The sequence below is a fragment of the Streptococcus orisasini genome (genome assembly GCF_001431045.1).
In the GTDB taxonomy this organism is placed as follows: Bacteria; Bacillota; Bacilli; order Lactobacillales; family Streptococcaceae; genus Streptococcus; species Streptococcus orisasini.
The window spans coordinates 41732-55173 of sequence record NZ_BCLE01000032.1 but is presented as its reverse complement, the minus strand read 5'-3'; the positions used below and the strand labels follow the sequence as shown (position 1 = coordinate 55173).

Annotated in this window: 11 protein-coding genes; 4 read left to right on the top strand and 7 right to left on the bottom strand. The window is 42.6% G+C overall.

The genetic code is table 11. From position 1 onward, the window contains the following. The first annotated feature begins 73 nt into the window (after positions 1–73). The gene (locus SCSH_RS06925; RefSeq protein WP_057491160.1) at positions 74–415 is read left to right on the top strand and encodes a metal-sulfur cluster assembly factor; all 342 of its coding nucleotides are present in this window, start codon (positions 74–76) and stop codon (positions 413–415) included. Positions 416–471: 56 nt separating this feature from the next. On the opposite strand, the gene ilvD is transcribed toward SCSH_RS06925, so the two are convergent. The 3 genes from ilvD to SCSH_RS06910 form a co-directional block, all read right to left on the bottom strand. Beyond that, positions 472–2187: a dihydroxy-acid dehydratase gene (gene ilvD / locus SCSH_RS06920; RefSeq protein WP_057491159.1), complete on the bottom strand. Its 1716-nt coding sequence runs from the start codon at positions 2185–2187 to the stop codon at positions 472–474. Positions 2188–2332: 145 nt separating this feature from the next. Further along, positions 2333–5113, bottom strand: coding sequence for a cation-translocating P-type ATPase (locus tag SCSH_RS06915; RefSeq protein ID WP_193743692.1), 2781 nt, complete (start codon positions 5111–5113; stop codon positions 2333–2335). A gap of 191 nt (positions 5114–5304) precedes the next feature. Further along, a complete protein-coding gene (locus SCSH_RS06910) occupies positions 5305–6681 on the bottom strand; it encodes an NAD-dependent succinate-semialdehyde dehydrogenase (RefSeq protein WP_057491157.1) in 1377 nt (458 codons plus the stop codon). A gap of 131 nt (positions 6682–6812) precedes the next feature. Between SCSH_RS06910 and SCSH_RS06905 the strand changes: the two genes are divergently transcribed. After that, entirely contained in the window at positions 6813–7391 is a 579-nt protein-coding gene (locus tag SCSH_RS06905) for a DNA-3-methyladenine glycosylase (RefSeq protein ID WP_057491156.1), read from the top strand. A gap of 40 nt (positions 7392–7431) precedes the next feature. Here the strand turns inward: SCSH_RS06905 and SCSH_RS06900 are convergent, their stop codons facing one another. From SCSH_RS06900 to SCSH_RS06885, 4 genes are read right to left on the bottom strand one after another with little or no spacing between them, the layout of a single operon-like run. Beyond that, on the bottom strand, positions 7432–8097 hold the full coding sequence (locus SCSH_RS06900; RefSeq protein WP_057491155.1) for an ABC transporter permease: 666 nt from the start codon (positions 8095–8097) through the stop codon (positions 7432–7434). Then, positions 8094–9029: an osmoprotectant ABC transporter substrate-binding protein gene (locus tag SCSH_RS06895; protein WP_057491154.1), complete on the bottom strand. Its 936-nt coding sequence runs from the start codon at positions 9027–9029 to the stop codon at positions 8094–8096. Before SCSH_RS06895 ends, SCSH_RS06900 begins: the two co-directional genes overlap by 4 nt. A 1-nt stretch (position 9030) precedes the next feature. Then, entirely contained in the window at positions 9031–9663 is a 633-nt protein-coding gene (locus SCSH_RS06890; protein WP_057491153.1) for an ABC transporter permease, read from the bottom strand. Then, positions 9660–10811: a betaine/proline/choline family ABC transporter ATP-binding protein gene (locus SCSH_RS06885; protein WP_057491152.1), complete on the bottom strand. Its 1152-nt coding sequence runs from the start codon at positions 10809–10811 to the stop codon at positions 9660–9662. The genes SCSH_RS06890 and SCSH_RS06885 overlap by 4 nt, the downstream gene beginning before the upstream one ends. A 483-nt stretch (positions 10812–11294) precedes the next feature. Between SCSH_RS06885 and SCSH_RS06880 the strand changes: the two genes are divergently transcribed. Continuing rightward, a complete protein-coding gene (locus SCSH_RS06880) occupies positions 11295–12629 on the top strand; it encodes a replication-associated recombination protein A (protein WP_057491151.1) in 1335 nt (444 codons plus the stop codon). A 167-nt stretch (positions 12630–12796) separates the two neighbouring features. Then, complete coding sequence (locus SCSH_RS06875) at positions 12797–13366, top strand: TetR/AcrR family transcriptional regulator (RefSeq protein ID WP_003090013.1); 570 nt, start codon at positions 12797–12799, stop codon at positions 13364–13366. Positions 13367–13442 lie beyond the last annotated feature (76 nt).

Genomic DNA, 13442 nt, shown 5'->3' with positions numbered 1-13442 from the left:
GTTTAGTAAACATTGAAAAAAAGGGTTATTTATGGGAAAATATAGCCAAATCGTTTTATGAAGGAGAGCGCAGATGAGAGATGATATCAAAATCAATGAGCGTGCTGCAGCTATTAGCGATCAGCTGATTGAAAAACTTGAAAAAATATATGATCCAGAGATTGAATTGGATATTTATAATCTTGGATTGATTTACGAAATTAACTTAGATGAAGAAGGATTTTGCAAGTTAGTCATTACCTTTACCGAGGTTAACTGCGGCTGTATTGATACATTGCCTGCAGAAATCATTGATTCTCTGTCTGAAATTGATGGCATCAATAAAGTTGGAGTGGAAGTCGTCTGGTCTCCGGCTTGGAAGATTACGCGCATCAGCCGTTTTGGCAGGATAGCTCTTGGAATCAGTCCTAAATAAGAAAATCACCGTCTAATTACAACGGTGATTTTTAAGTGCTTTTATAGTAATTTCTTCTATTTTTTACCAGTTTCTTCTGGTTTCCAGAAGTCTGTCACAGCTCCCTTAGAAGCAGATGACACGATATGAGCGTATTTGCCCAGAACTCCGCGGGAATAAAGCGGTGGAATCTTGGTTTCAGCCTTGCGACGTTCAAGCTCTTCTTCAGAAACTTCCATGGTAATTTCTTTGGTGTCTTGGTCAACAATAACTGTATCGCCAGTGCGAAGGTAGGCGATTGGTCCGCCATCTTGGGCTTCAGGAGCGATATGGCCGACAACAAGGCCGTAAGTACCGCCTGAGAAGCGTCCGTCAGTGAGCAGGGCAACCTTATCTCCCTGTCCTTTACCAACAATCATCGATGAAAGAGAAAGCATTTCCGGCATACCTGGTCCGCCTTTTGGTCCGACGTAACGTACGACAACGACATCGCCGTCAACAATCTCATCTGTTAATACGGCTTCAATAGCGTCTTCTTCTGAATCAAAGACCTTAGCTGGGCCAACATGGCGGCGAACTTTAACACCTGAAACCTTGGCAACTGCACCATCTGGAGCGAGATTACCATGAAGGATAATCAGAGGACCGTCAGCACGTTTTGGATTTTCCAGCGGCATAATGACTTTTTGACCTGGAGTCAAATCTTCAAATTCGGCTAAGTTTTCAGCAACGGTCTTACCGGTACAAGTGAGGCGATCTCCATGAAGGAAGCCGTTTGCCAAAAGATATTTCATTACGGCTGGTACGCCGCCGACATTATAAAGGTCTTGGAAGACATACTGACCAGAAGGTTTCAAGTCAGCCAAATGAGGTACCTTTTCTTGGATAGTGTTGAAGTCATCAAGCGTCAACTCAACATTGGCTGCATGGGCAATCGCCAGCAGGTGAAGAGTTGAGTTGGTCGAGCCGCCCAGTGCCATAGTTACTGTAATAGCATCTTCAAAGGCTTCGCGTGTCAAAATGTCTGATGGCTTAATGCCCATTTCCAGCATCTTCACTACAGCGCGGCCGGCTTCTTCGATATCTGCTTTTTTCTCAGGAGACTCAGCAGGGTGTGAAGCAGAACCAGGAAGGCTCATTCCCAGAACTTCAATAGCTGTTGCCATGGTGTTGGCTGTGTACATACCGCCGCAGCCGCCAGGGCCAGGACAGGCATTGCATTCAAGAGCCTTAACTTCTTCTTCGGTCATATCACCGTGGTTCCAGTGGCCGACACCTTCAAAAACTGAGACAAGATCAATGTCTTTACCATCTAAATTACCGGGAGCAATAGTTCCGCCGTAGGCAAAGATAGCTGGAATATCCATATTGGCAATGGCAATCATAGAGCCTGGCATGTTCTTATCACAGCCACCGATAGCTACAAAAGCATCAACATTATGACCGCCCATAGCAGCTTCGATCGAATCAGCGATAATATCACGTGAAGTCAGTGAGAAACGCATGCCTTGGGTTCCCATTGCGATACCATCAGAAACCGTAATGGTTCCAAATTGAACAGGCCAACCGCCTGAATCTTTAACTCCAGCTTTTGCCAGTTTACCAAAGTCGTGCAGATGAATGTTACAAGGAGTGTTTTCAGCCCAAGTTGAGATAACACCAACAATAGGTTTTTCAAAATCTTCGTCCTGCATGCCAGTTGCCCTGAGCATAGCACGGTTAGGTGATTTAACCATTGAATCATAGACAGAACTGCGATTTCTTAAATTTTTAAGAGTTTCTTTGTCAGTCATTTGACCGCTTCCTTTCATCATATTTAGTCATCCAAAGTAGAATCTATAACTTTACAGTCATCATTATAGCACAAATCATCCTTGTAATCATTATAATTGTTGCAAAATTCTATTATTTTCTGAAAAATTCTATTTTTCCCTTGATTCATCTGCGAGGCCGTTTTCTGAGCCAAGCCTTGCGAATTTCTTCCAAAGCAAGGATAGGCAGCGGGCAGAGAATAAGATAGAGCCAGTTTACAGCCTCTAGGGGTGCCGTGTTAAAGATGTGGTTAAAGAGAGGAAGGTAGCTCAGCAGAATAAAGAGCAGAATTTCAGCAATCATTCCTAGATTGATATAAGAATTAGAAAAGAGCTTGAGGCTAAAGACAGACTGTTTGGTTGTTCGACAGTTTTGTACCATACCAATTTGGCAGAAAATGATGGCTCCCAGCGTCATGGTTGTAGCTTCTGCATAATAGCTGCTGTTGAAATTCAAACCTTGACCGTGAATCAAATAGGTAAAGAAGAAAGCTCCCATGGCCAGACAGGCTTCTAAGAGACCATACCAGATAAAGGCCTTAATCAGCAGATTTTTGGTAAGCAGCGCATCAGATTTACGTCGAGGAGGCCTTTCCATAATATCTTTTTCAGCACTTTCAATACCCAAGCCCAGAGCCGGCAGCATGTCACTGCCAAGGTCGATAGCAAGAATCTGCATGACTGTTAAAGGAAGAGGGATAAAACCGCGGGAGAAAAGAAAGCTGGCTGAAGGAACGGCTTCAGAAGTATTGGAATTAAAAATATAGGTTAAAAACTTCTTAATATTTTGATAAACGGTCCGTCCTTCTTCGATAGCATTAACGATGGAGGCAAAATTATCATCGGTCAAAATCATATCGGCTGACGTTTTAGCAACGTCAGTTCCGGTAATTCCCATAGCAACACCAATATCGGCTTTTTTCAGAGCAGGAGCATCGTTTACTCCGTCACCAGTAACAGCAACGACATGCCCCAGTTTTTGTAAATTGGTGACAATTCGGTATTTTTGCTCAGGAGCAATACGAGCAAAAACCACCTCGTCTTTCAAAATTGTCTGGAGTTCTGCATCGGATAATTCTCCCAATTCCTGACCTGTAACTAGGCGAGGATTTTCTCCTTGGACAATTCCAATCTTTTTGGCAATGCTAAGAGCCGTCAGGCCATAGTCACCAGTGATCATGACAATTCGGATGTTTGCCTTGTGGCATTTTTCAACAGCCTTAGCAACTTCCATACGCGGAGGATCCTGCATGACAAGGAGCCCCATAAAAATGAGATCTTGTTCAATCATCTCAGGGGTATAATCGGCAAAATCCTGCGGCAGATCAGCTGTCTTATCAAGCTGGCGGCAGGCAAGAGCCAGCACGCGCAGCCCGTCTTTGGCATATTGGTCATTGGCTTTGAGAATGGCAGCTTTTTCTTTATCCGTCAGAGGTCTGATTTGGTTCTGATCATAAATTCTGCTGGACAACTCTGCGATTTCTTTGGGTGCTCCTTTGGTAAAGCTGATTAAGCGGCTTCCCAAAAGTTCTGTTTCAAGCTGATGAATGGTTGTCATCCGCTTGCGTTCAGAGTCAAAGGTCAGTTCATGAAGTCTAGGAGCCGTTTTTTCATTGTCTGTTAAGTTAATTCCAGCTTTTTGGGCAAGGACGTTTAGACAGGCTTCAGTCGGATCGCCTAGAACTGTATAGCGAGTCTGATCTCCGTGGGGTGGCTCGATAGAAGCATTGCTGCAGAGGGCAGCCCCTCTAATAAGCCAGTTTAGGCTAGGATTATCACTGACTTGGACAGGCTTTTGATCAGCTTTTATAGTTCCTTGGGGGGCATAGCCCAGTCCTGTTACGTCGTATTCTTGCTGTGGCGTCCAAATGTGATTGACTGTCATTTCATTTTGTGTCAGGGTTCCGGTTTTATCAGAACAGATAACAGATGTTTCGCCCAAGGTCTCTACAGAAGCTAAAGTTTTGACCAGTGCGTTTTTCTTAGCCATTTTTTGAACGGCCATAGCAAGCGACAGGGTCACCGTTGGTAGAAGCCCCTCAGGAATAAAGGCCACAATCATACCCAGGGCGAAAACGAAAGCCTGTGCTAACGGTTCTTTAATTATCAAAACAGAAGTGAGCAAAAAGAAGATACCCACTGATATGGCAATCAGCGAAATCTGCTTGGTCAGGCGGTTGAGTTCCTTTTGCAGGGGACTGGTGACATTGGTGACCCCTTGCGTTAAATGGGCAATCTGTCCGAATTCTGTCGCCATGCCGATATTAGTGATTAGAACCTTGGCATTACCTTTGCTAACAGATGTGCCAGCAAAAACAAGATTGTCCAGACTAAGGAGATCAGGTTCTTTTTCAGAAATTGCACGATTATTTTTATTGACAGGATTGGACTCACCTGTGAGAGCAGACTGATTAACCTGAAAATCGTCAGTAGCAGAGATGATGCGGGCGTCAGCAGAAATACTATCGCCCTCTTCAATCATCATCAAATCGCCAGGCACCAGCTCTTGGGCAAGAATCCTTTCTTCTTGATTTTGCCGAGTCACACGGGCATAGGAGGGCAGCATATGTTCGAGTGCTTCTGTTGCCTTGCCGGCCTTGTATTCTTGGAAGAAAGAAAAACAGCCGTTAATAATATTGACTAGCCAGATGGCGATCCCAAGTTCAGGTGTTCCTGCAAAGAAGAAGGCGACCGCACCGCCAATCCAGAGCAGAATTGCCATCAAGGACAAAAAGTTCTTAGCAAATTTGATAATTAAAGGTTCTCCCTTGACCTTTTCCAACTGGTTGGGGCCGTATTCTGCCTGCCTTTTGGCAACTTCATCAAAAGAGAGTCCCTGAGGACTGGCCTTTGCTCGTTCAAAGACAGTCTCTACATCATATTGGTATAAGTTAGGCTGTCTGTTAATGTTTTGCTGACTACGTTTTCTAATCACGAAAAACACTTCCCATCTAAAATGTAAGCCTTTTACTTTATAAGATGATTATACGCCTATTTTCTGAAAGTAGTGCAAAAAAAGTTTATTTTTTCTGGAAAAAAGGTCACAAAACATCTCCTAGATGCAACAGCATCCAGGAGATGGGAAAAAGTTGGCAAAATTTATGAATGAGGCGTGAACACAAGGTGTTCATTGACGAAGGCATCAAAACCAAGATTGCTGAGTTCACGGCCGTAACCAGAATTCTTGATACCGCCGAATGGAACTTCTGGATGAGAAGTCCAACCAGAATTGATAAAGGACATACCAGTTTCAATTTTAGCAGCAACTTCTTTAGCATGGTCAAGGTCTTTAGAGAAGACAGTGCCGCCAAGTCCGTAGCTGGAATCGTTGGCTAGTTCAATAGCTTCTTCTTCGGTATCAACTTTGTAAATAGAAGCAACAGGACCAAAGATTTCTTGGTTGTAAATTGGGTTGTCCTTGGTAATATCTGTCAGCACAGTAGGCATAACGAAGTTGCCTGGATGGTCAATCGGTTCATTGCCGTAAACTGCGTGTGCTCCGCTGTCCACAGCCAATTTGATTTGACCCAGAACTTCTTCTTTGGCTTCAGCTGATGACAATGGTGCAAGTGTTGTTTCAGGATCCATTGGGTCGCCCCACTTAGCTGTCTTGAAGGTTTCGACAACCATGTCTACGAATTTCTTGTAATTTTCTTCACCGACTACAATGAAACGTTTAGATGATGTACATACTTGGCCTGCATTGTAAAGACGGGCAAAGAAAATAGTGTCATTTAAGAGATCAAAATCGGCATCTTCCAAAATGAGGAAGGCATCATTACCACCGAGTTCAAGAGCAGATTTTTTCAGATTTGCCCCTGCTTCAGCGGCGATAGAAGCACCGCCGCGTTCAGAACCGGTTAAAGCAACACCTTGAATTCGCGGATCTGCAATGGCCTTATTAACTTGATCATAGGTAAGGAAGAGATTCTTGAAGGAACCTTCAGGAGCCCCTGCTTCATTAACCAAATCTTCAAAGGCTTGAGCAGAACCAGGACAGATAGAAGCATGTTTTAAAACAGTTGGATTGCCAATCATGAAGTTAGGAGCAAAAACGCGCATGATTTGATAGAATGGGAAATTCCATGGTTCTACCATAAAGAGCACACCGACAGCCTGTTTGATATAGTAAGCATCACCGTGGATAGGTTCAAATGATTTTGGTTCTAAAAACTCTTCGGCTTTATCAGCAAAGTAGTCAGCAATTTCTGCGCAAAGTTCAACTTCGCCTTTAGCTTCCGTAAAGAGTTTTCCCATATCCTTGGTCATGACTTCGGCGTATTTATCGACATCGCGGCGAAGAAGGTCAGCTACTTTATGCAGCTGGGCTTTGCGTTCTTCTAAGCCCCCTTCAGCACGCCATTTTTTATAGAGTGCATGTGCTGTTGCCAGTGCCTTTTCCAAATCTGCATCACTGTTATTTGCAAATTCTTTTAAAACTTCGTTTGTATAAGGATAAGTTGTCTTATAAGCCATAGGTTGTCCTCCGTTTTTTATTTAATCAAATTTATTATAGCATTTTTGAAACCGATTTCAAGAATTAAAATTGTTTTTCCTCCTTTAATTACCTCTCTTAAGAAAGCGAAAGTTCATGTTATAATAAAACTATGTTATCAAGAGAATTTAAACATATGATGGAGACAGATACTGTTGCGACTGCCAAGGCTTTGCTGGGAATGCAGCTGTGTTTGGACGGTCGGCCCTTGGGCAGAATCGTGGAAACAGAAGCCTATTTGGGCAGCAAAGACAGTGCTTGCCACAGTGCTAATGGCCGGCGGACGCCTAAAAATGAAGCCATGTATCTATCTGCTGGCCATTGGTATGTTTATCAGATCTATGGTCATCAGATGCTTAACTTGGTTACCAAGGGACAAGATGTTGCAGAGGCCGTTCTTATTCGGGCTTTGGAGATTCCAAGCGGAGAACTCTTGGCCAATGGACCTGGAAAATTGACAAAATTTGCGGGGATTGATAAAAGGTTCAACGGCGATTTTTTACCAACTTCCAAACTTCAGCTGTTACAAGACCGTCAACCTCTTCACATCGCAGTCAGACCCCGTATCGGTGTGACCTGCAGCGATAGCTGGCGGGAAAAACCGCTTTGTTTTTACGTAGCGGGTAATCGACATGTTTCTAAGATTTCTAAAAAAAGCCTCTTAGCAGATGAAGAGACTTGGTTGAGATAAGAGCTGTCTGTTGAGACAGTTTTTTGATTTTTGAAGAGTATTAACGGTTGGATGACATGCCTTTGGGTTCCAAGTAGCGCTGAATAGCTCCTAGAATTAAATCGGAAACAACGGCCATGAAGGCAGTTGGCAGAGAACCTGCAAGAATGATAGCACCGCCATTGGTTGCATTGGTACCGCGAATGATAATATCTCCCAGACCGCTGCCGCCGACAAAGGCACCAATAGCTGTAATCCCAATGGCAAGCACCAAGGCATTGCGAATACCGGCCATGATAACAGCTAAAGACAAGGGTAGCTCGACCATCAGCAATTGCTGTTTGCTGGTCATTCCCATGCCCTTGGCAGCGTCAACAAGGTCAGCATTAACGTTTCTAATACCAGCATAGGTATTGCCGATAATAGGCAGCAAAGAATACAAAAATACGGTAGCAATAACAGTTTTAGTTCCCAAACCTAAAGCTAGCATAATGATGGAAATCATGGCCAAAGAAGGAATGGTTTGTATGACATTGGCGATACCCATGATGAATCCTTTTAGGTGTCCCTTCTTAGCAATCAGTATGCCTACCGGAATTCCTATAAGAGCAGCAAGCAGCACGCCGTATATGGAGATGAGGAAATGCTGCAGAAATTGTGTCAAAATGTAGCTACTGTTGTGCTGAAAATAGTAAATCAGCTGCTGTGTGAGACTCATATGACTCATGAATTATCCCCTCCTTCACGGAAGTAATGATGTTTTTTCAAAAAATTATGGGCAACAACAGAAGGCTCTAGCAATTGGTCGTCCACTTGATAGTTAAGTTCTTGCATTGTTTCAAGGTCAATTTTGCCGTCTAAGCGGTGCAAGAGTGGCTTTAACTCAGGATACTGTCTTAAAATACGATTGTTGACAACCATGGATGCATCATAAGGTGGGAAAAAGTGCTTATTATCTTTAAGGATAGTAAGGTCATAGCTTTGAATGCGGCCGTCTGTGGAATATCCCAGAACCACCTGCATCTTATCATTCTCAACAGCGTCATAAACAAGGCCTATCTGCATCGGATAGATGCTATTGAAGGAAAAACCATAGGCACGGCTGAATTCCTTGTAGCCATCTCCTTCGCGCCTCATCCAGGTACTGTCCACACCTGCCTTAGCAGTTGTGGCGACCTTTTTTAAATCCTCCACGGTTGTAAGCTTGTTTGCTTTAGCGAATTTGGTCGTTACCATAAAGGCATAGGTGTCAGCAAAACCATAACTTGGGAACCAAGTCTGGTCAAAGCGCTTGGTGAACTCTTTTTTGATAATTTTGCTGGCCTTAACATTATCCTTTTCGGCCGGCAGATTCAGTGTTCCTGTCAGGTCTGTTCCTGTATAGCGGGTTGCTGCAATATCCGCATCTTTTCGAATCAATGCCTGATGAACCACATTGGTAGAGCCAAGATTGGAGACCAAGGTTGTTTTATAGCCTAGCTCATGATTAATCAATTCGCTAATCATATTAGCCATGATGCTAGATTCTGTCGTACTCAGTGCGGCAATTTTGATATTAGCATCATCCTTATTTTTCGTATTATTGCCCTTGCTGCAGCTGGCTAAAACAATGATTGGAATTATTGTAAGGACTGTTAAAAAATAGATTAGTTTTTTCATGTTATACATTCCTCTTTTGTCGCGGTGTCAAATAATTTTCCAAGCGTCCAAGCAGATAATCAACAATTAAAGAAAGGAGAATAACAGGAATAGTTCCTCCAATAATTAAAGAAGGCTGAAAGAGGCTCAAACCACTAAAAATAAGATCTCCAAGGCCTCCAGCTCCGATATAAGAAGCCAAAGTAGCCCAGGCAATGACATAAATAGCGGACAGCCTAATACCAGTCATGATAACCGGAACTGCCAGAGGCAGTTCAACTTGGAAAATAGACTGAATCGGAGTCATGCCCATACCCTTTGCACTGTCCTTTAAAATGGGATCAACATTATTCATTCCGATATAGGTATTTCTCATGATTGGCAGCAAAGAATAAATGAAGAGGGCAATGATTGCCGGAGTTCTTCCGATACCAAATAAAGGAATCATCATCGCTAAAAGAGCCAGACTGGGAACAGTTTGCAAAATACTGGCCAGCCCGATGAAAAATTTAGCCAATTTAGGAAAACGAGTTAGTGCAACTCCAATAGGGACAGCTACAATAATACCCAAAAGAAGTGCCATGGCTGAAATATAAATCTGCTCCCAGGTTTTAACGATCAATTCACTGCCATATTGTGCTAAAAAGTCACTCATAGCGTGTCCTCCGTATCTTGGCTGCCCCAGATAATATCATAGAGCATATCAACCAATGATGCCCGCGTTACAATTCCCTTTAAATGGTGCTCTTTGTCAACGACCGGTACATATTTAAGACCGCGTTTCAAAATCCGGTGAGCTGTGTCCCGCAGGAGCTGTTCTTCTTCCAAGTAAAAGTTAACTTTGTTTAGGATATCGCCGACAGACAAATCCTTTTTGTAATTGTTATTAAGAGTTTCAATATCAACGATACCAAGCAACTTATTATCTTTGTCTGTGACTAAAAGAGAGTCGACGCGCCTTTGTCTCATCAAAGAAATGGCTTCATGCAGGGATTGATCCGGTGTAATCGAGACAGGATTTTTCAGCATGATTGTCTTGACAGGCGTCACATCAGCGCGTGCCTGAATTAAGCGATCCTCCCCAATCATCTTTTGCACAAAAGGCGTTGCCGGATGCCGCAGCAATTCGGTAGGACTGTCCTGCTGTATCATATGTCCGTTATCCATGACGACAATCTTAGTAGCCAGTTTTAAGGCTTCGTCCATGTCGTGAGTCACCAGAACAATTGTTTTTCCTGTTTTTTCCTGCAGTGATTTAACAAGGTCCTGAAGACCTTCCCGAGTGATAGGATCAAGGGCTCCAAAGGGCTCATCCATTAAAATAATTTCCTGATCAGCAGCCAAGGCTCTGATAACGCCGATACGCTGCTGCTGTCCACCAGAGAGCTCGTAAGGGTAGCGGTCTAAAAAATCCTCAGGCAATTCAACCAGTTTTAAAAGCTCTTTGGCCTTAGCTTTTTTCTTTTCTTCCGACCATTTTAAGAGCCTGGGCACCAAAGTAATATTTTCATAGATGGTCATATGAGGCATGAGTCCGATATTTTGGATAACATAGCCGGTTTTTCGTCTCAGCTGGACAGGGTTAAAGTGTGAAATTTCTTGACCATTAATCAAAATCTCACCGCTGCTTGGCTTTAACATTCGGTTAATCATGCGCAAGATGGTTGTTTTTCCAGAACCACTGGTTCCGATTAAACAGACAAACTCCCCTTGCATAATTTTTAAGTTAATATGCTCAACAGCAACACTGTCACCATAAATTTTATTAACCTCTTTAAATTCAATAACAGGGTTATTTTCCATGTGAACCTCCTTTAGCTGCTTTTTATAAGAGTGAGTAATAGTAAATAAAGAAAAATCTCCGTTTACTAGTAGTTTATCAAATTTATGTAAAAAAAAGAAATATTTTTATGAATCAAATTATTTTCAGAAAAAATTTCATTGCTTTTCAAAGGAGTTTACAAGAAAATAATCCACTTTTGCTAAAGTGTTAAAAGCGGTCTTCTCTTGCCTTTTATGATAGATTAAGCTGCGGCTGATATTGCTGTCTGTAAGTGCTACTTTGCTGGAAAATAAGATTGTAGCTGAGTTCTGCCAAAGTTTTGGCAGCCTCAAAACCAATGCTTGAGCTTGTACTTGTATACAAATATAAATTTTTTGTCTATCAAATACCTCCTTTTAAGTTATAATAAGGATAACACTTAGAGTTCATTAGAGGTCAACAGCAGATGTTGAAATAAAAATGATTCGTTAAGATTTTATTGTATTGAGATCGGAGGGACAGCCATGGCGCAAACATCTTTATTTGACCAAGATATGGATATGACAGCACCTTTAGCCAGTCGTGTGAGGCCGACTAATCTGGATGATTTTGTTGGTCAAAAGCACTTGGTGGGGGAAGGAAAGTTTCTGCGGGAAATGATTGATAAGGATCAGGTGTCGTCTATGATTTTTTGGGGGCCGCCCGGAGTGGGAAAGACGACACTCGCTGAAATTATTGCCAAAAAGACCAAATCCAAGTTTATTACCTTCAGCGCGGTGTTAAATGGGATCAAAGAAATCCGTAAAATTATGAACGAAGCGGAAGAAAACCGTCAGCTGGGAGAGCGTACCATTGTTTTTATTGATGAAATTCACCGTTTTAACAAGGCTCAGCAGGATGCTTTTTTGCCTTATGTCGAAAAGGGTAGTATCATTCTGATTGGGGCGACAACTGAAAATCCTTCTTTTGAAGTCAATTCAGCCTTGCTGTCACGTACCCGAGTCTTTGTCCTCAAACAGCTGACCGAAGAAGATATTGAAGAACTGCTCAAACGGGTCCTCAAATCCCCTCAGGCTTTTCCGGATTTAGAGATTAGTATCAGCGATGAGCTTCTGAAACAAATTGCCATTTATTCTAACGGGGATGCCAGGACAGCTCTCAATACGCTGGAAATGCTGGTCATTAACAGCGATATAAAAGATAAAACAGCCACCATCTCCGGTGACCTTTTGGAAGAGCTGCTGGATAAGAAAACGGCTTACTATGATAAGGCTGGCGAAGAGCATTATAATATTATCTCTGCCCTTCATAAATCCATGCGCAACAGCGATGTGGATTCGGCCATTTACTGGTTGGGGCGGATGATTGATGGCGGTGAGGATCCTATTTATATTGCCCGCCGTCTGATTCGCTTTGCCAGTGAGGATATCGGGCTGGCGGACAACAGTGCCCTCAATCTGGCGATTAATGTTTTTCAAGCCTGCCGCTATATCGGCCTGCCCGAGTGTGATGTGCATCTGACCCAGTGTGTGATTTATCTGTCTCTGGCGCCCAAGTCAAATGCGGTTTATAAGGCCAGAACGGCTGTGCAAAAGGACATCAAACAAACCATTGATGAACCGGTGCCCTTGCAGCTGCGCAATGCGACAACCAAGCTCATGAAAGAAGTCGGTTACGGCGAAGGCTATCAGCTGGCGCATTTTTATAAAGATAAGCTGACAGCCATGCCGACGCGTCCTGAAAGCATAGCTGATCATACTTATTACAAGCCGACCGAAGAAGGCCATGAAGCCAGAATCAAACAGCGGCTCAACTATATCAAAGAATGGAAAGAAAAACATCATATGGATAAAGACTAAAACGCCATTGTTAACTGCAATGGAAATCTGTTCCGCTTTCTTTTCTGCTCTTTAAAGCGATAAGGCGTTTAACTTTGATCCTTGGCTTGACAGGCAGAAAAAAAGATTGTAAAATATGAATGAATAGAAGTTAAAATTCATTCATATTGCTAAGAAGGATGGTGTTGATGTTGACAAACAAAAAACAAGCCTTAAAGACAGCTGCCTGTGAGATCTTTTCGAAAAAAGGCTACAAGGCTACAGGCATTTCTGAAATTACTAAAAAAGCCGGAGTGGCAGCTGGGACTTTCTATAATTACTATGACAGCAAGGAAGCTATTTTTCTGGATGTTTATATTGATGAGAATAACCGCGTGCGCCAAGCTATGATGGATGAGATTGATTGGGAAGGAGACGCGGTTGAACTCATTGGTCAGATTTTTGGGCAGTCGCGCAGCCTTATTTCATCCAATAAGATTCTGACAGAATGGTATAATCCCGCCATCTCTGATGAGCTGCACAGCTATTATGCTTCAGAAAAAGGCAAGTCTGATAATCCCTTTCATCAGTTTTTAGTGGAAACCTTTACTAATCGCATGCTGGCAGAAGGCTATTCTCAAGAGAAAATCCAAGAGGTGCTGCAGGTTTATCAGCTTTTCTACTATATGGACACTCATATCACTGAAAAGGATTTTTCTAATGTCAGTCAGACCATTGAAATTTTGGCTACTTATTTTGTCAAAGGACTTTTTAAATAAAGAATAGGAATTCTTTATTTTTTTAAAAGCGACTGAATGAATAAATATTTTTGTTCATTCAGTCGAAAAGTCCTAA

Bases quoted from the DNA above. Each gene is read 5' to 3' on its own strand.
- SCSH_RS06880 (WP_057491151.1), top strand. From the start codon at position 11,295: ATGGCGCAAACATCTTTATTTGACCAAGATATGGATATGACAGCACCT.
- SCSH_RS06910 (WP_057491157.1), bottom strand. From the start codon at position 6,681: ATGGCTTATAAGACAACTTATCCTTATACAAACGAAGTTTTAAAAGAA.
- ilvD (WP_057491159.1), bottom strand. From the start codon at position 2,187: ATGACTGACAAAGAAACTCTTAAAAATTTAAGAAATCGCAGTTCTGTC.
- SCSH_RS06895 (WP_057491154.1), bottom strand. From the start codon at position 9,029: ATGAAAAAACTAATCTATTTTTTAACAGTCCTTACAATAATTCCAATC.
- SCSH_RS06890 (WP_057491153.1), bottom strand. From the start codon at position 9,663: ATGAGTGACTTTTTAGCACAATATGGCAGTGAATTGATCGTTAAAACC.
- SCSH_RS06925 (WP_057491160.1), top strand. From the start codon at position 74: ATGAGAGATGATATCAAAATCAATGAGCGTGCTGCAGCTATTAGCGAT.
- SCSH_RS06905 (WP_057491156.1), top strand. From the start codon at position 6,813: ATGTTATCAAGAGAATTTAAACATATGATGGAGACAGATACTGTTGCG.
- SCSH_RS06875 (WP_003090013.1), top strand. From the start codon at position 12,797: ATGTTGACAAACAAAAAACAAGCCTTAAAGACAGCTGCCTGTGAGATC.
- SCSH_RS06885 (WP_057491152.1), bottom strand. From the start codon at position 10,811: ATGGAAAATAACCCTGTTATTGAATTTAAAGAGGTTAATAAAATTTAT.
- SCSH_RS06900 (WP_057491155.1), bottom strand. From the start codon at position 8,097: ATGAGTCATATGAGTCTCACACAGCAGCTGATTTACTATTTTCAGCAC.